This window comes from Bifidobacterium psychraerophilum (genome assembly GCF_000741705.1).
GTDB classification, from domain to species: domain Bacteria; phylum Actinomycetota; class Actinomycetes; order Actinomycetales; family Bifidobacteriaceae; genus Bombiscardovia; species Bombiscardovia psychraerophila.
Window position 1 is genome coordinate 118,570 of record NZ_JGZI01000010.1, and the last position, 16,675, is coordinate 135,244.

Here is a 16,675-nt window from a genome sequence, read left to right on the forward strand (position 1 = left end):
GGACTGCACAGAATATATGCAGCACATTGGAAGCATGAATGACGAGGAGCATTATGTCAGTACTCGATGACTTGGTGGCAGGAGCAGTGGAGGACCAACGTGAACGTGAGCAGCACGTTTCCTTGGATTCGCTGAAACACCAGGTAGCGGGGCAGTGGCATACCCCCAAGGATGTGTTGTCCGTGCTGAAATCCGAAGATTCGATACCGGTGATCGCCGAGATCAAGAGGGCTTCTCCCTCAAAAGGCCATCTCAGCGATATCCCCGATCCCGCTGCCTTGGCCCGGGAGTATGAGCAGGGCGGTGCAAGCGTGATTTCGGTGCTGACCGAAGGACGCCGATTCCTGGGCTCATTCAAGGATCTGGATGCGGTTCGTGCAGCCGTCGATATCCCGGTGCTCAATAAGGATTTCATCGTCACCGACTATCAGATCTGGGAAGCCAGGGCGCATGGGGCCGATATGGTGCTGCTCATCGTCGCGGCGCTCGATGATGCGAATTTGAAGCATCTGCTCGAACTGGCCCATGACCTGGGCCTCGCCGCGCTGGTGGAAACGCATAGCGTCGAGGAGATACAGAGGGCCGTAGGGGCCGGTGCCAGGATCATCGGCATCAATGCGAGAAACCTCAAGGATCTGCATGTTGATGTGAGCAAATACAGTGAGCTGGCCGCCGATCTGCCTGCGGACGTCGTGCGTGTGGCGGAATCAGGCGTGTTCGGCAGCGTGGAGTTGGAAGCCTATGCACGGGCCGGTGCGGATGCCGTGCTGGTAGGCGAAGGCGTGGCGACGGCTGATGACCATGTTGAAGCGGTCCGTAGGCTTGTTGCAGGCGGTGAAAGGGTGAAAATGTCTGAACGTCGTCCTCTGGGGACACATCAAGGTCCGTATTTCGGCCAGTACGGGGGGCGTTTCGTACCCGAAGCCCTGATCGGTGCACTGGATGAATTGGAACGGGTATACCGGGAGGCCAGTCAGGATCCGGAATTCACGGCTGAACTGAAGCGCCTGAACGAGGATTATGTGGGGCGTCCCTCCTGTCTGACCTATGCGCCCCGTTTCGCCAAGCGCGTCAGTGATGCCGTCGGCGGCGAGGTCAGCATCTATCTGAAGCGCGAGGATCTCAACCATACGGGTGCGCATAAGATCAATAACGCCCTTGGCCAGGCTCTGCTGGTGAAGCGTATGGGGAAGACCAGGGTCATCGCCGAAACCGGTGCCGGACAGCACGGTGTGGCGACGGCGACCGTATGCGCGTTGTTGGGGCTGAAATGCCGCATCTACATGGGCCAGATCGACGCGCGCAGGCAGGCGCTCAATGTGGCTCGCATGCGTCTTCTCGGGGCCGAGGTGGTGGAGGTCACCCAAGGTACGAAAATACTCAAGGACGCCATCAACGAGGCCTTGCGTGACTGGGTGACCAACGTCACAACCACCCACTATCTTCTTGGTACCGTGGCGGGCCCACACCCATTCCCCACGATGGTCAGGGATTTTCAGAAAATCATCGGTGAGGAAGCCAAGGAACAGCTCAGCGAGCATTACGGTGTCGACCACCCGGATGCTGTTGTGGCCTGCGTCGGAGGAGGGTCCAATGCGATAGGCGTGATGAACGCCTTCCTGGATGACGAGCGTGTGGCACTCTACGCCTACGAAGCGGGCGGTCATGGTCCGCAGACCCCGGATCACGCCATCCGTCTGACCGAAGGAACCGGACAGCTGGGTGTTTTCCAAGGTGCCAAGTCCTATCTGCTGGAAAGCAGTGAAGGGCAGACCCTTGACACATACTCGATTTCCGCGGGCTTGGATTACGCCTCGGTCGGGCCGGAGCATGCCTGGCTCAAGGACATCGGACGTGTGCAGTACGACTACGCCACCGATGACGAGGCCATGAGCGCCTTTGCGGATCTGTGCCAAAGCGAGGGGATCATTCCCGCACTGGAGTCCTCGCACGCATTGGCCGGCGCGTATAAGGCCGCGAAGGATCTGCTGTCCAAAGGTGTGAAGCATCCGGTCATCCTGGTCAATGTCTCCGGGCGAGGAGACAAGGATGTGGCGACGGCGGGCAAGTGGTTCGGTTATCTGACGGATGAGCAGAGCAAGGCTTTGGATGCCAACGGTGCCCACGGCAGCAGCGTGGATGGAGAGTGAAGAGATGCTTGAGAGTGGATCAGCAGCGACGAGTGCGCAGATGAAGGACCCGACCCCCGGTGGCGCGCAGCCCCTGGGCTTCCACCACGGCGACAGCCCTGTGGGAAGCCTGCTTGACGGCTTCAAGGAGCGCAACGAGGCGGCCTTCATCGGATATCTGCCATATGGTTTCCCCGATCCGGACACCTCCCTGGAGGCATTGCGGACGATGGTCGAGCATGGTGTGGATGTGGTCGAAATCGGCCTGCCCTATTCCGATCCGGTTATGGACGGACCGGTGATTCAGGCGGCTTCGCATATAGCGCTTCAGCAAGGGGAGAGGATCGCCGGGGTGTTCGACGCGGTCGAGACCGTGGCCAAGGCGGGTGGCGTCCCTCTGATCATGAGCTATTGGAATCTCATCTTCCATTACGGTGTGGAACGCTTCGCGAAGGATTTCTCCAACGCCGGCGGCGCGGGTCTGATCACCCCCGATCTGATACCGGACGAGGCAGGCGATTGGATCGAGGCTTCGGATCGATACGGTTTGGACCGCGTCTTCCTCGCATCCCCGGATTCGACCAATGAACGCCTTGCCGTGGTGGCCCGGAACTCACGCGGATTCGTCTACGCGGCTTCCCGCATGGGTGTCACCGGTGAGCGCAGCAGTATCAGCACATCGCCTGAATTGCTGGTGGAACGTACCCGTCAGGCCGGCGCGCAACATGTGTGCGTCGGCATCGGCGTGTCCACGGCGGAACAGGGAGCGAAGGTCGCCACCTATGCCGACGGTGTGATTGTCGGTTCGGCCTTGGTGCACACGATGCTTGATGATTCAGGCACCACCTCCACTGGTCGTGCCGGGCTTTCCGCACTGGCCGCCAAAACCGAGGAGCTCGCGCAGGGCATCCACCAGGCGAGGGCATAGACGGTATGCAACGCGGCCTGAAGATCAGCCGGTATACCGACGCTTTGGCGCGAATCCAGCATAAGGAAGCTCACGGGGCTTCCATATACAGCATCGAGGAATCATGACACTTGCATACATCCCATCGCCATCCATCTCGCAATTCAACATCGGTCCGGTGACCATCCATATCTATGCGCTGACCATGCTGCTGGCCATCGCCGTGGCGATCTGGATGTCGGCCGTCCGGTGGAAACGCCTCGGTGGGAGCAGCGATCAGATCTTCGACATTGCGCTGTGCGCCGTCCCCGCGGGCATCATCGGCGCACGTCTGTACCACGTGATCACCACGCCGGAACGATTCTTCGGCTCCACCGGCAATTGGGTCGACATCTTCAAGATCTGGCAGGGTGGACTCGGCATCTGGGGCGCGGTGCTGCTCGGAGCATTGGCCGCCTGGGCATGGTGCAGGCATAAGCATTATCCCGCCGCGCTGCTCTGCGACGCCATCGCGCCCGCACTGCTGGTGGCGCAGGCGGTCGGCAGACTGGGCAACTGGTTCAATCAGGAGCTGTACGGTGCGCCTACCACCCTGCCATGGGGACTCAAGTTGAATACGACAGGCACCTCCATCGGTTCGAGCGAACAGTGCTACGACGGCAGCAGCTGCCCCACGGGGACCCTGTTCCAACCGACCTTCCTGTATGAGATGATATGGAACCTCATCGGGGCTGCACTGCTGATCTGGATCGGACGCAAGGCCGTCAGGGTGCTTAAGGCGGGATCGCTTTTCACCCTCTACGTGATCTGGTACACCGCCGGACGTACGTGGATCGAATCGCTGCGTATCGACTTCGCCCATGAATTCCTCGGAGTCCGTGTGAATGTCTGGGTATCGATGGCCGTCTTCATCCTCGGCGTCATGGCTTTCATCATCGTGATGAACAGGGGCAAATCCACGGCTCTGCTCGCGGAGAAGCTGCGCACCATCACCGAGATGGAGGAACGCGAGCTGCAGGAGCACGAAGCACATGGGCATGAAACACAGGAGCACCCGAAGCCCGCGAAGACGACCGACAGCGCTGAAGCCTCCCAGCCATCGGAAACCCGGAGCCAACAGGATGGCAACCCCGATCCCGAGGGGCAAAGCGGTGGGGACGCCCTGTAGATCGCTTCCCCTTCGCATTACTCGTCGCTCTCACTCCCTAGAATGGTTTTTATGCAGATTCAAATAGCACCTAGTATTCTGTCCGCGGACTTCGTCAATCTGGAAAGGGATCTGAAAGCCATTTCCAATGCCGATATGGTTCACGTGGATGTGATGGATCACCACTTCGTTCCCAATCTGACCCTGGGCGAGCCTATCGTCAAGCGAATCTGTGAGGTCACGGATTTGCCCGTCGATGTGCATCTGATGATCGAGGACCCCGACCGTTGGGCTCCGGAATTCGCCAAGCTCGGTGCCGCATCCGTGACATTCCATATGGGAGCCACCCACGCGCCGGTGCGTCTGGCCCGTCAGCTCCGTGCTTCCGGAGTCAAGGCATGCTTCGCGGTCCGACCCGCGGAATCGATCGATGGCATCCTCGATATCCTCGATGAATTCGACATGATTCTGATCATGACCGTTGAGCCGGGATTCGGCGGACAGAAGTTCCTCGACAATCAGATGAACAAGACGCGGCGTTTGCGCGATGAGATCACCAGGCGCGGATTGCATACCCATATACAGGTCGATGGTGGAGTCAGCTCCTCAACCGCCCCCATCGTGGCGCAGGCTGGTGCTGATGTGCTGGTGGCGGGTTCCGCCGTATATGGCGCCGAGGATCCGGCCAAGGCCATTGATGACATCCGTACGAAGGCGCAAGCGCACTTCCGTGCATAAGCATGAGCAAGGGAATAGCATGAAGACATTTGATTCGTTGTTTGCGGAGCTCTCCGAAAAGGCGAAAGAGCAGAGCGAAGGTTCGCTGACCGTCGATGAACTCTCGAAGGGGACGCATTTCATCGGCAAGAAGATCGTGGAAGAGGCGGGGGAGACCTGGATCGCCGCCGAATACGAAGGTGCCGACCGCACAGCAGAGGAAATGAGCCAGCTCCTCTACCATCTTCAGGTCATGATGATTGATCGTGGGATCACATTGGACGACGTATACCGCTACCTGTGAGCTTCTGCATACATTCGTACTGAGGAGAAACGATGTTGAGAATCGCAGTGCCGAATAAAGGCATGCTTTCCGAACCGGCATGGAATATGCTTTCCGAGGCCGGGTACCGGCTGCGCAGCAACCCACGCCAGCTTGTGGTGGAGGATCCCGACAATGAGATCGAGCTGTTCTACCTCCGCCCGATCGATATCGCGGTGTATGTCGGCAGGGGAACCGTTGATGTAGGCGTCACCGGACGTGATCTCCTGCTCAACTCCGGTACGAAGGCCGTCGAACACCTGCAACTGGGCTTTGGTGCTTCGACCTTCCGTTTCGCGGCCCCCAACGAATCCGGTATCGAGGATCTCGCGGACATCGACGGCAAGCGCGTCGCCAGCTCCTTCGACAAACTGGTGGATGACTACCTGAAGGAACACGGGATCCATGCGGACATCATCCATCTGGACGGTGCCGTGGAGTCCTCCGTGCACCTCGGTGTGGCCGATCTGATCGCCGATGTGGTGTCGACGGGTACGACGCTGCGCAACGCCGGACTGCGCATCTTCGCCGAACCGATCCTGCATTCTGAGGCCATTCTCATTCGTTCCCCGCGCATATCCATCGAGGACGAGCGACTGATCGTGCTGAGCCGTCGTCTTCAGGGAGTGCTCACCGCCCAACGTTACGTGCTGATGGACTATGACATACCAGTCAGCAAAGTCGCGATCGCCGTGGGGATAACCCCGGGCTTCGAGTCTCCGACCGTGTCCTCCCTTCATGACAAACAGTGGGCGGCCGTCAGGGCGATGGTTCCCAAACAGCAGGTCAATAATCTGATGGATAGGCTTTACGAGATAGGTGCCAGGGCCATCATCGTCACAGCCCTCCAGGCATCGAGAATGTGAGACAATGCATACGCCGGAAAGCAGCAAAGACACTCGGTACAGCCCTGAGCCAAAAGATGTGTTGTGGACGATTCCCAACGCGATAAGCGTGTTGCGCATCATGACCATACCCGTGATCGCGGTTATGGTCTCCCAACGACATCTGATGATATCCCTGGTGCTGATCGTGGTTTCCGCTGCGTCGGATGGCGTTGACGGTTTCATTGCCAGGCGTTTCAACCAGGTCAGCCGTGTCGGTCAGATCCTCGATCCGATCGCGGACAGGCTGCTGATCCTGTGCACCATCCTCGCGCTTGGATTCGCCCATATTCTGCCGTGGTGGCTGCTGATTGTGGTCGGACTGCGGGATCTGGTTATGGGAATCCTCATCCTTATCCTCGCGCAGCATGGCTATGGCCCTCTGCCGGTTCATTACGCGGGAAAAACCGGTACGGCGATGCTGATGCTGGCCATCCCCACCTTGATTCTCGCGGATTTCCAGGACACGCATTTCTTCGGGATCCTCCATCTGATCGCCTTGGCCGCGGTGCTGTGGGGCGTCGTGCTGTACTGGTTCGCCGGTGTCCTCTACATCCTGCAGGGCGCCAAGCTCATCAGGGAAGACACGCTTCATGAGTGAAGAACTCCACATGCCTTTGTCCTTCGAGGTCTCTGCTGATAGGGTCCCCTTGCATAGGCGTGCAGTGTTTTCCAAATCGGTTTTCTCGATCACCTCATGGAGTATCGGACAGGTGTCGCGGGATTCGATGACAGGGACGATGCGGAGGCGCAAGCTGGCTGATGAGTCGCTTCGCCTCATCGATGATCTGACGAACCGTCCCGTCGACCCGATGTTCGAGGATGCGCTGCTGACCCCCAATGAGCAGCGTTCCCGGCTCTCCATCTGGTCGGGCAGGGTCGTGGTCTTCGTCATCACCCTTGCCGTGGGCTTCGCCGGCTGCCTGATCATCAGGGATCTCCATCAGGACACCAGACAGAAGGTGCGCCAAGAACTGATCGCGCAAATCGACTATGCCTCCTCGCGGTCGGACAATCTCTCGACAAGCATCGATGGCCTGCGCAATCAGATCGACAAACTGTCCACCGAGGTCGGTGGAGGCAAACAGAGCGCCGAAGTGACCAGGGAGGGTATCCTGAACGGCACGACGGCTGTCAAAGGGCCTGGCATCAGCGTGACCTTGACCGATCCCTTGGCCGCTTCCGACGATGGAACGGCTTCCGGCTCATCCGGGCAGAACGACTCCTCGCAGATCCGCATCGTTTCGGATAGGGATCTGCAGACCTTCGTTTCCAAACTGTGGGCCGCAGGCGCGGAGGCGATCGCGATCAACGGGAACCGAATCGGTGTGCAGACCTCCGTTCGCACAGCCGGTTCGACCGTGCTGGTGGGGGTCGAATCGGTGCAGAGCCCATACACCATCGAGGCGATAGGGGACAGCAGCGCCTTGAAGAAGGCGATGAGCTCCTCCACCGAGAGCAATCTGTATGCGACACTGAAACAGGCGGGCATCTACCCACAAGTGTCTACGAAAGATACGATTACGATGGATGCTGCGGGATCACCTGATCTGTCGTATGCAAAAGGGGAGGAATAGATATGTCTGCGGTGCTTGGATTGATAGTGGGAGTGGTGGTTGGCATCTTCTTGCAACCGGATATTCCCATCGTGCTGCAGCCGTATCTGCCGATCATGGTCGTCGCCGCATTGGACGCGCTCCTTGGGGCCGCACGATCCTTCTTCGAGCGGAGCTTCTCCGACAAGGTCTTCGTCATATCCTTTCTGTCGAATGTGCTGACGGCCACGCTGCTGGTGCTGCTCGGTAACCAGCTCGGGGTGGGCTCACAGCTGCAGACCGCCGTGATCGTGGTCTTGGGCATCAGGATATTCTCGAATGTGTCCGCAATCAGAAGATTCATCTTCAGGGGATAGTCGGAGCATCTATGGCAAAGCACGATGATATGGAATCAGAGCCGGAGACGGAGGCCCAGACTGAGGCACGCCGTACCCGGCGACGCAGCAAGAACGGCGACAATACCGATACCGGATCTTTTCCGATGGTCAGAAGAAAGCCCTCACGCTCGCTGAACGCCAATGCCACACGCGCGAAGGTCGTCACCAGCGTGCTGGTGGGGCTCCTGTGCGCCCTGCTCGGTTTCGGATATGTCGTTCAGGTGCGCAACACCTCCTCCTCGTATGAATCCTTAAGCGAGGACGAACTGGTTCGCGTGCTCGATGAGACCAGCACGCAGGTGGACAAGCTTGAGGAGCGCCGGAACGAACTGAACCGGCAGCTTACCTCCATCCAGTCCGCGGCGGACAAGCAGAAGGAAGCGGAGAAGATCGCGCAGCAGAACGCGCTGACCAGTGGCATACTCTCCGGAAGACTGCCCGCACAGGGCAAAGGCGTGACCATTCACGTGACCCAGCACGGCACGCATGTCGATGCGGCGACGATGTTCACACTGATCGAGGAGCTGCGCAATGCGGGAGCCGAGGTGATCTCCTTCAGTTCGGTTCGCGTGGTCACATCCACATACATCAAGGACACGAAGAACGGCCTGATCGTCGATGGGGAACAGCTTTCCAGCCCTTATACGATCAAGGCGATCGGCAACCCCTCGGACCTGCAGAACGCCATTCAGATCGCCGGGGGAGTGGGCTCTCGTTTGAAGGTGACACTGAATGCGACGGTGAGTGTCGCGCAGACCGATAGTGTCAAAATTGACGAGGTTCGCACACCCAAGCAATATCAATATGCAAGAACGGTAGAATAACGACTATGACTGATCCGATTCCAACAGCTGGCGAAACAACAATAATCGGCATGCCGGCGCTGAGCATACCTGTGGTAACGAGTGCCGACCGTCCACTGACTCAAGATGATCTTGAAACGATAGCCAAGCTTTCCGAAGGCACCGCACTGCTCATCTCGACGCGTGGCGCCGTCTCAGGCTCCAGATACCTCCTCGATGAGGATGAGGTAACGGTGGGCAGGGATCCCAACGCCGACATCCTGCTCGACGACTCGACCGTATCCAGGGCGCACGCACTGTTCCGAAGGGTCGGAAACGACTTCCATGTGGTCGATGCGGGAAGCCTTAACGGCACCTATGTCAATCGTGAACGCGTCGATGATGTGATGCTTCACAACGGTGATGAGATCATGGTCGGAAAGTTCCGACTCGTTTTCTTCACCAAATCCGCAGTTGTATCCGCACGCTGACGACGGAGCTCGCGTTAGACTGAAAGCATGATGAGAATTGCACGCTTGCGATTTGCTGGCGTGCAGGGGACTTCCAGTGATGAGGGGCACGGCGATGGCGGTAGGACGGCAGACGGACGGTGAACAGGCGACGGCGTTTTTGAAGCTGCATGTGCCGCTGGAGGAACGCACCGACTTGAACGCCGATGATGCAATCCAGGGGGAGTTGTTCGGCTTCCCTGAGGACAGCGATGAGATTCGCGGCTACCGGGGGACCGTGGCGTCCAAGGCCGCAGGAATCACATACAGGCAGCTTGACTACTGGGCGCGCAAACAGATCGTCGAACCGTCGATCAACCCTTCACACGGCTCGGGATCACGACGACTGTATTCCTTCAAGGATGTGGTCATCCTGGCCGTGTCGAAGAAACTGCTGGATGCGGGTGTGAACCTGCAGAATGTGACCACCGCAATCGGATATCTCACCGAGCGTGGAGCGCAGCAGCTCGAAGGCATCACGATTGTGTGTGATGGAACGGCTGTGCGTGAGTGCACCGGTGTGGAGGAAATCTCCGCGATGGTCAACAGCGGCAAGGCCGTGTTCGCCGTATCGGTCGGATCATTGTGGCATCAGATGGAACAGACCCTTGAGCACGAGGATTATGTCGAGATCCGCAGCGCCTCGGCGAGTAAGCCCGCTGGTCGGCCGATCGATGAACTGACCGCGATGCGTCTGCGCAAGCGTATGGAAGAGCAGCGCATCGAACGAGAGCGGGCCTAAGACCAGAGCAGTGCATCGCCGAGGACAGCCACGCAGCGCAGAGCAGCGCTGCGTGGCTGTGTCGTTCCTGACAGCAATATGTTGATCTAATCTGACATAACGTACATTATCGGCGTTTACTGTATGGACTGCAATGATAGTGATTTTGATTGTGATAGGGATTTTGATTGTGATAGGGACTCTGATAAGGAAACGCCGGGTACAGAATGGAAATCCCATACCCGGCGCAGCCGAGGAATCCTGATGGTCCGTATGGGCGAATGCCCGGCACCAGCACTGATGTCGTTTCAGTGGGTGGTGAAATACTGTTCCACGGCGTTTTCCAGTTCATCAACGTGCTGGATGATCTCGTAGGCACCATGCTCCTTGAGCTCACCATCCTCGGCGTAGCCCCAGGCGCAGCCTATGGCGTCCAGACCGACGGCGATGGCGCCATCAACATCGGTCCAGCGGTCGCCCACCATAACCGCCTTATCGCCGTGTTCCGGGTCAAAGCCGATGTTCTCGAAGGCGTAGCGTATGACCTGATCCTTGTTGATGCGGCTGTTGTCCCTGCTGGCGCCGTAGACGGCGTCGACCATCGCGTCGATACCGAAGTGCTCGCAGACCGGGCCGGCTTGGTATTCGGGCTTGCAGGTGGCCACGGCGAGATAATAGCCGTCGTCGCGGAGCTTGCGCAATTGCTCGGGTATCCCCTCGTACACCGAGTTGTACAGGCATCCGGGCACCAGATGACCGGGTTGCTGAGGGTCGTCGAAGGTATCGATCTCCGAGTAGTATCTGCGATACAATTTCACGGAACGCTCAAGGGTCTCGCCACGCAGACCGTTGCGGTGCATGGATTCCATGATGGCCGGGCCGATGAAGCGGTTCAGCTCCTGCGCGTCAGGAACCGGCTGATGAAGGTCCTCAAGTGTTTTCCTGACCGATGAGAGGATTCCTGGTGCTGATTCGGTCAATGTGCCGTCCAAATCCAACAGCACCACCCGTGATGCGCGATTTGCCATATCCCTTACATTCCCTGTCTGGTAGTTGATGCTGATATTCAATCCAAGGACTTCGCCCGACGCGCCCCGCCGCTTTTCAGAGCCTGCGTGCAGGGCGCATCATGATGCTCACTCGTAATCTGGTATCCAACCGTCATGATGCATCGCCAGGCGCTTCTCCAACAGTGTTTTCAACTCATCTTCACTGCGGCGCTCAAGCAGCATATCCCAATGGGTCCTGGTCGGTTTGGTGATTTCGTCGGCCTGTGAATCGTGCTCGCCCTCACGCTTTGCCACGGAACCGCAACGGCACTCCCACTCCTCGGGAACCTCGGCGCCTTCGGCGAAGGGAAGAATCGTACGATGACCCTTAGGACATACATACGCAACATCCATGCGTGCCGCAAAATCCACATTATCGTCTGATTCCAACGATTTCGCACCGATGCTCATCCCGCGCAAACTGCGTTCAGCCATACTGCCTCCTCAAAATTGTCCTTATCCAAACTACAAAACAGCTGGGACGTAACGAATATTCCGCAATTCGCCCCTCGCTGAGGCCACTTCCCCACCGCCCGGTCCCCCGGAATCACGTGCGCCGCGGCATCAATCAACGCCCGAATAGGCCACGATTCCTCGATTGACCAGATCGGCCGCGACCGTCGCGCTTTGCGACAGCTCCGCCCCGGGCTCGCCGAGGTAAGGACCGGCCTGGGCTATCTGCGAGAGGATATCGGCCAGACGCTTGGCATTGCGCACGAAGTCGCCGCCGGTCATCTCGCTTTCCTTGAGGATCATCGAGAGGTCCTGCCCGCCTGCCCATGCGAACATGATGTCGCATATGCCGAAATCCAATTCACGGCTCGGCTCAAGGCCCTCGTCTTCGCACAACGTATTGATCTGTCCCCAGATGCTGACCATCCGCTCGGCGCATTGGGCGACCACACCATCGGCCCCTCCGGGATAATGCCGTGGCACTCCCCCGTATCCCCCGCGTCTGGCCTCGTACACCAGCGAGGAAAGCACCGAAGCCAGTTCCTGTGGTCCCAGGTGATCGAGTGTGCCACTGATCAGAATCTGCGCCAGGATCAGATCCTGATCGCTGTAGATGCGTCTGAGCAGTTGGCCGCGGTCGGTCAGCTCATAGTCGGTTGAGGAGCCATGGGCCGATCCCCTGCCGGGCTCTTCGCGCTTCAGGTAACCGAGCTGGTCGAGGATCCCGCAGATCCTATCGAAGCGGCGTGCCACCGAACCGGTGCGTGAATCAAAGCGATTGCTGATCCGATCCAACTCACGCTTCTCACGAGCCCAGCGATGGCCCCATTTGAGATGGGATTGCAGATCGGGGCACGCCCGGCATGGGTGATGCCGTTCCTGCTCCTGCAGGGCCGCGATCCTGCGATCCAGATTCCTGAAGGCCCTGCTGCGTTCCTTCTCCGAGGCGAAGGGGTGGTGCTTGAGTTCCCTGCGCTCTTTTTTCTGCGCGTCGGCCAGTTCCATGCGAATGGACATGAAGGATTTGAAATCCCCGTACTCACAGGCGAAGGCCTGCTCATAACCCGCCAGGGCACTGCGCAGCGTATCCATCTGCGATTCAAGCTGCCATGCGGATTCGTTGGCCTCCCACTGTGCGAATGAGTGATCCAGCGTGATGCGTGAGCTCTCGTAATTGCTTGAGTTCAGCAGATTCACCGCCATGTTGAAGGTCGGTTTGAAGCTTGAATGCAGCGGGTAGACGCGCTTGCTGGACAGCGAGGCGGCCGTTGAAGGGACGAAGCCATGATGATCCACGACGACCGCATGTCCGATGGTGTCGATTCCCCTTCTTCCCGCGCGACCGGTGAGCTGTGTGAATTCCCCGGGCGTCAAGGCGACGTGTCCGGTCCCGTCGTATTTCTCCAGTTTCTCGACCACGACGCTGCGAGCAGGCATATTGATGCCCAGTGCCAGTGTCTCGGTGGCGAATACGACCTTGACCAGACCTTCCTCGAACAGCCGTTCGACAATCTGACGGAAGAGCGCGATCATACCTGCATGATGTGCCGCGAAGCCTTCTTCCAGTGCAAAACGGAACTTGCTGAATTGCAGGGTCTTGAGATCATCCCGGCTCAACTGTCCATCGACCATCTCGTCGACGATGCGACGGATACGCCTTGCCTCATCATCATCGGTCAGTTCCAGACCTGCGTTGATGCACTGTTCGACAGCCTGATCGCAGCCATTGCGCGAGAATATGAAATATATGCCCGGCAGCTTCCCCAGATAATCGAGCTCATCGACCACCGCCCAGCGGCGTGGGGTATGGCGTTCCACCGCGTTGGACCTTGGACGGCTGTGCGGATGCCTGGACTCGAAGCGGGCGTTTCTTCCGGTGTCCTTGTGCTTGGTGGCCCGGCGATCGAGCTGCTCCAATCGATTCACCAATTCCGGATTCAGTTTCAGCGTCTGCTGTTGCTCGGCCTTGTGCCTATAGAGATCGTAGAGTTCAGGTTCGGTGGAGTCGTCCTCCTGAACGATCACATGCTGTTCCAACGGCACCGGCCGGCGTTCCGAGACGACCAGCGTCGTCTTTCCCCTGACCGATTCGATCCACTGCGAGAAATCCTCGACATTCGATACCGTGGCCGAAAGTCCGATGATGCGGATGGATTGGGGCAGGTGGATGATGACTTCCTCCCAGACCGGACCGCGATAACGGTCGGCCAGAAAATGGACTTCATCGAGTACCACATAGCGCAGCGCATGCAGTGTGGAAGACTCCTCGTACAACATGTTCCTGAGCACTTCGGTGGTCATGACCACGATATCGGCCTCTGAATTGATCGAGGTGTCACCGGTGAGCAGCCCCACGCGGCTTTCGCCGAAGGTCGCCACGAGATCATGGTATTTCTGGTTGCTCAAGGCCTTGATCGGCGTGGTGTAGAAGGCTTTGACATTGCGTTCCTGGGCCAGGAAGACCGCGAAATCGGCGATAACCGTCTTGCCGGCACCTGTGGGTGCGGCAACCAGTACATTGGTGTCCGCCTCCAGGGCGTCCAATGCCTCAAGCTGGAAATCATCAAGAGGGAAGGGGACGCTTTCGGCGAAGCGCGCGACCGCGCTGTTCGCGTGGAGCCGTTGTTTTCTGGCGGCGGCGAAGCGTTGGGAGGGGCTTTGCTCCTCCTCGCCCGATGGGCGATCCGCTCCCACACGTCCTATCGGGATGATCGGTGTACGCCGTTGCGATGAAGGGTTCTTGTGCTGATGATTAGCCATGGTGCCGAGAGATTCTGTCGTGACGCATGCGCAGGGCTCCGCCCAGCATCGCAATGCCTGATTGTGGATTACTCGTTGAAATGCCTCCACTGCTCCCAACGACTCATATGTTTCATTCTTTTATTCGTTTTGCGCTCGATAACACGTGCATGGGCCTCAGCATAACGGTCGGATGCCGACAGCAGCGGCTGGGTGAAGGAAGGCGGCTCCGGAAGCGATTCTTCGGATGGGGATGCGTTCATTGCCGCAAGCTTCTCCCCTATCTCCGATCCGAGCACGGAAACCTTCTTCATCGCTCCGAGTGCGTGGCTGAATGCATACCAGGCTCCGACTCCAAGCATGACGAACATGAAGATCGTGATGACCAACCAAATCCACCAAGGCATGCTTCTCCCTCTCTACTCGTCCACCAGGGTGACCTCTTGTTCAAGGCTCAGTTCCCTCCGGGCCCTGGCAAGAATCATGGTTCTGAGCGTTCCGGGCGCGACGGCGACGATATGCCTAGCATGGGATATGCAGAAGGCGACGAACCACGAATCCGAGGAGACCGTCAGATGCACCTTCTCGCCGGTGCCGTGCGCTTCGGTGCTTGCACCGGGCAGGGACTTGGTGAAGGCGAGGTCCGGCTTGTCGGTGATGAACATCGCCGCTGTGCCGTTGTCGAAGCTCCACTTGCGCAGTTCGCTGATCGGAGCGTCCGGGAACTCGACCTTATGCAGCGGTGTGACCAGTTCGGCCCGTTCGATTCTGGCGAGACGCAGCATCTGCCATGCATCCTCGTGGGAGCCGTTCCTGCTGTTGCCATTCAGCGGGGTGACACCGTTGACGTCGGGTTTGGTCTTCTGATCCTCGCTGATTGCGTCTCCGATATCGGTCCACACAGCGGCGTAGTAGACGCCTTCATCGACGAAGATCTTGGCCGGGGCAACGATCTTCCTGCGGGTTCTTCCGGCACCGTCGGTGTATTCCATATCCAGCAGTGAAGCCGTGTCGAGCGCACGCTTGACCACGGTGAAGCTCGTCGGCTCAAGTTCGTAGCCGGTAAGGCTCAGCCAAGGGGTCTCACCTGGTTCGACATGCTGTCTGAGGCGTTTGTAAAGCGAATCGGCCTGCGCGCGTGAGCCCTCGGGAAGCAGTGGCGAATGGGCCAGATAGCTCACGGAAGCGGTGATCAGACTCAGATACTGCGGAGAGACACCCGCAAGACGTTCCAATCCAAGCGAATTGGTGGCGGACACGATGTTCTCGGTATCGAGCAAGGACCAGTCGATATCGAAGAACTGGCTTCCCGCCATCTCCCCGTCGTCGGAAACCGTCGTCAGTGTGTTGATGTCCTTGTGGATCACATTGATGGCGCGTTTGAGCTCGTCCTCGTTACGGGTCTTGCCCACGAAACGTTCCGCCAGCTCCGCGAGTGAGAACTCCTCGCCAAGATGCGCGGAGAGGAAGAGCATCAGGCGCAGGCGGCGATCGACCTCCGAGCCGGTCTGGAATGATGCGCTTGAACGTTTCGCATTGTCCTCGTCATAACCGTTCAGATCATGGTCAGGCGTCGAATCACGCTGTGCCGTATTGGCCAGGGTATGCGTGTCGTCCTCGGAATCCCCATCGGCCTCGGCGAAACCTGTGGCCGCGACGAGTCTGCGATGGAAGGCGTCCGCGGCTTCGGGCGGGCTGATGATCGTGGCACCCGGGTGCTCCAGAACGAACATGGCAAGATCGTCCGAATCGGTGTAGGCGACGTTGATGTGCTCACCGTTGACGTCGACCGTCGCCGCGAAACGGCGTGAATCAATGACCCGTTGCAAGGCATCGGGAATCGTCTGCGTCCCCAGGCCCGGCGCTATCGAATCAAGACCAAGGCCCGGAATCGGTATCTGCGGTACGCGCGGGGTGCTTCTGGAGCTTTGATGAAGCTGCTGCTCCGAGGACTGGGACATCGAGATCGAACGTGCCAGGTAGTTCGCGGCTGCGAGTACCGGCAGGTCCTCCAGATCGAAGCGCAGGCGTACCCTCGGCTCATCCCCCAATTGGAGTCGGTATGAGGCGAAATCCTGGCCTTCGGACTTTGATGAGTACTCGGGCTGTCGTGACTCGATCGCGATGCCCATCGCGGCGAGCTTCGCCCTGTCCCGTTGGAATTGCTTCGCAAACGCGGCCTTGGCGGCCTGATCCGCCAATTCACCGTATGAATCGGCATATGCCTTGACCCGTTGGGCTATCTGTCTGGATGTCAACCATTGGGGGAAAGCAGACGACAATACCGCAAGAACATCCAGTTCATGTTTTCCCCATTTATCGGAGAACCGCCGCCTGCCATTTGTTCCCTCTGCCATTAGTCCTCGCGTATCACTAAAATCTT

The 16,675-nt window shown here is 58.6% G+C and carries 17 protein-coding genes; 12 read left to right on the forward strand and 5 right to left on the reverse strand.

Features of this window, described 5'->3' with window-relative positions; translation table 11 throughout:
• The first annotated feature begins 53 nt into the window (after positions 1-53).
• From trpB to BPSY_RS07795, 12 genes are all read left to right on the forward strand, one after another.
• Entirely contained in the window at positions 54-2,150 is a 2,097-nt protein-coding gene (trpB, locus tag BPSY_RS07740) for a tryptophan synthase subunit beta (RefSeq protein WP_033496449.1), read from the forward strand.
• 4 nt (positions 2,151-2,154) lie between these two features.
• Positions 2,155-3,057: a tryptophan synthase subunit alpha gene (trpA, locus tag BPSY_RS07745; protein ID WP_415926596.1), complete on the forward strand. Its 903-nt coding sequence runs from the start codon at positions 2,155-2,157 to the stop codon at positions 3,055-3,057.
• A 103-nt stretch (positions 3,058-3,160) separates the two neighbouring features.
• Positions 3,161-4,204 (forward strand): prolipoprotein diacylglyceryl transferase, encoded by a 1,044-nt coding sequence (lgt, locus tag BPSY_RS07750; RefSeq protein ID WP_081884346.1) that lies wholly within the window; start codon positions 3,161-3,163, stop codon positions 4,202-4,204.
• Positions 4,205-4,255: 51 nt separating this feature from the next.
• Complete coding sequence (rpe, locus tag BPSY_RS07755; RefSeq protein WP_033496447.1) at positions 4,256-4,921, forward strand: ribulose-phosphate 3-epimerase; 666 nt, start codon at positions 4,256-4,258, stop codon at positions 4,919-4,921.
• Positions 4,922-4,940: 19 nt separating this feature from the next.
• Positions 4,941-5,204 (forward strand): phosphoribosyl-ATP diphosphatase, encoded by a 264-nt coding sequence (locus BPSY_RS07760; RefSeq protein WP_033496445.1) that lies wholly within the window; start codon positions 4,941-4,943, stop codon positions 5,202-5,204.
• 32 nt (positions 5,205-5,236) lie between these two features.
• The gene (gene hisG, locus BPSY_RS07765; protein ID WP_033496443.1) at positions 5,237-6,088 is read left to right on the forward strand and encodes an ATP phosphoribosyltransferase; all 852 of its coding nucleotides are present in this window, start codon (positions 5,237-5,239) and stop codon (positions 6,086-6,088) included.
• A gap of 4 nt (positions 6,089-6,092) precedes the next feature.
• Entirely contained in the window at positions 6,093-6,707 is a 615-nt protein-coding gene (locus BPSY_RS07770) for a CDP-alcohol phosphatidyltransferase family protein (RefSeq protein ID WP_033496441.1), read from the forward strand.
• Positions 6,700-7,683, forward strand: a complete 984-nt coding sequence (locus BPSY_RS07775; RefSeq protein ID WP_033496439.1) for a DUF881 domain-containing protein — start codon at positions 6,700-6,702, stop codon at positions 7,681-7,683. Before BPSY_RS07770 ends, BPSY_RS07775 begins: the two co-directional genes overlap by 8 nt.
• Before the next feature lie 2 nt (positions 7,684-7,685).
• Positions 7,686-8,018 carry a small basic family protein gene (locus BPSY_RS07780; protein ID WP_033496437.1) on the forward strand — a complete coding sequence of 111 codons (333 nt, stop codon included), beginning with the start codon at positions 7,686-7,688 and terminating at the stop codon, positions 8,016-8,018.
• A gap of 29 nt (positions 8,019-8,047) precedes the next feature.
• On the forward strand, positions 8,048-8,863 hold the full coding sequence (locus BPSY_RS07785) for a DUF881 domain-containing protein (RefSeq protein WP_051921942.1): 816 nt from the start codon (positions 8,048-8,050) through the stop codon (positions 8,861-8,863).
• A gap of 5 nt (positions 8,864-8,868) precedes the next feature.
• Positions 8,869-9,312: an FHA domain-containing protein gene (locus tag BPSY_RS07790; protein ID WP_033496431.1), complete on the forward strand. Its 444-nt coding sequence runs from the start codon at positions 8,869-8,871 to the stop codon at positions 9,310-9,312.
• Between the two features lie 79 nt (positions 9,313-9,391).
• Entirely contained in the window at positions 9,392-10,072 is a 681-nt protein-coding gene (locus BPSY_RS07795; protein ID WP_033496429.1) for a MerR family transcriptional regulator, read from the forward strand.
• A gap of 287 nt (positions 10,073-10,359) precedes the next feature.
• Here BPSY_RS07795 and BPSY_RS07800 read toward each other — a convergent pair whose 3' ends face one another.
• The 5 genes from BPSY_RS07800 to BPSY_RS07820 all read right to left on the reverse strand — a co-directional run bounded on the left by BPSY_RS07800 (position 10,360) and on the right by BPSY_RS07820 (position 16,649).
• Positions 10,360-11,079, reverse strand: coding sequence for an HAD hydrolase-like protein (locus BPSY_RS07800; RefSeq protein ID WP_033496427.1), 720 nt, complete (start codon positions 11,077-11,079; stop codon positions 10,360-10,362).
• 108 nt (positions 11,080-11,187) lie between these two features.
• Positions 11,188-11,535, reverse strand: a complete 348-nt coding sequence (locus BPSY_RS07805; protein ID WP_033496425.1) for an RNA polymerase-binding protein RbpA — start codon at positions 11,533-11,535, stop codon at positions 11,188-11,190.
• Between the two features lie 129 nt (positions 11,536-11,664).
• Positions 11,665-14,313, reverse strand: coding sequence for a DEAD/DEAH box helicase (locus tag BPSY_RS07810; RefSeq protein WP_081884347.1), 2,649 nt, complete (start codon positions 14,311-14,313; stop codon positions 11,665-11,667).
• 68 nt (positions 14,314-14,381) lie between these two features.
• Complete coding sequence (locus BPSY_RS07815) at positions 14,382-14,699, reverse strand: hypothetical protein (protein WP_033496423.1); 318 nt, start codon at positions 14,697-14,699, stop codon at positions 14,382-14,384.
• 12 nt (positions 14,700-14,711) lie between these two features.
• The gene (locus BPSY_RS07820) at positions 14,712-16,649 is read right to left on the reverse strand and encodes a helix-turn-helix transcriptional regulator (protein WP_033496422.1); all 1,938 of its coding nucleotides are present in this window, start codon (positions 16,647-16,649) and stop codon (positions 14,712-14,714) included.
• Between the last annotated feature and the right edge of the window lie 26 nt (positions 16,650-16,675).

Coding starts and splice junctions, on each gene's coding strand:
- trpB (WP_033496449.1), top strand. CDS start 54: ATGTCAGTACTCGATGACTTGGTGGCAGGAGCAGTGGAGGACCAACGT.
- trpA (WP_415926596.1), top strand. CDS start 2,155: ATGCTTGAGAGTGGATCAGCAGCGACGAGTGCGCAGATGAAGGACCCG.
- lgt (WP_081884346.1), top strand. CDS start 3,161: ATGACACTTGCATACATCCCATCGCCATCCATCTCGCAATTCAACATC.
- rpe (WP_033496447.1), top strand. CDS start 4,256: ATGCAGATTCAAATAGCACCTAGTATTCTGTCCGCGGACTTCGTCAAT.
- BPSY_RS07760 (WP_033496445.1), top strand. CDS start 4,941: ATGAAGACATTTGATTCGTTGTTTGCGGAGCTCTCCGAAAAGGCGAAA.
- hisG (WP_033496443.1), top strand. CDS start 5,237: ATGTTGAGAATCGCAGTGCCGAATAAAGGCATGCTTTCCGAACCGGCA.
- BPSY_RS07770 (WP_033496441.1), top strand. CDS start 6,093: ATGCATACGCCGGAAAGCAGCAAAGACACTCGGTACAGCCCTGAGCCA.
- BPSY_RS07775 (WP_033496439.1), top strand. CDS start 6,700: ATGAGTGAAGAACTCCACATGCCTTTGTCCTTCGAGGTCTCTGCTGAT.
- BPSY_RS07780 (WP_033496437.1), top strand. CDS start 7,686: ATGTCTGCGGTGCTTGGATTGATAGTGGGAGTGGTGGTTGGCATCTTC.
- BPSY_RS07785 (WP_051921942.1), top strand. CDS start 8,048: ATGGAATCAGAGCCGGAGACGGAGGCCCAGACTGAGGCACGCCGTACC.
- BPSY_RS07790 (WP_033496431.1), top strand. CDS start 8,869: ATGACTGATCCGATTCCAACAGCTGGCGAAACAACAATAATCGGCATG.
- BPSY_RS07795 (WP_033496429.1), top strand. CDS start 9,392: ATGAGGGGCACGGCGATGGCGGTAGGACGGCAGACGGACGGTGAACAG.
- BPSY_RS07800 (WP_033496427.1), bottom strand. CDS start 11,079: ATGGCAAATCGCGCATCACGGGTGGTGCTGTTGGATTTGGACGGCACA.
- BPSY_RS07805 (WP_033496425.1), bottom strand. CDS start 11,535: ATGGCTGAACGCAGTTTGCGCGGGATGAGCATCGGTGCGAAATCGTTG.
- BPSY_RS07810 (WP_081884347.1), bottom strand. CDS start 14,313: ATGGCTAATCATCAGCACAAGAACCCTTCATCGCAACGGCGTACACCG.
- BPSY_RS07815 (WP_033496423.1), bottom strand. CDS start 14,699: ATGCCTTGGTGGATTTGGTTGGTCATCACGATCTTCATGTTCGTCATG.
- BPSY_RS07820 (WP_033496422.1), bottom strand. CDS start 16,649: ATGGCAGAGGGAACAAATGGCAGGCGGCGGTTCTCCGATAAATGGGGA.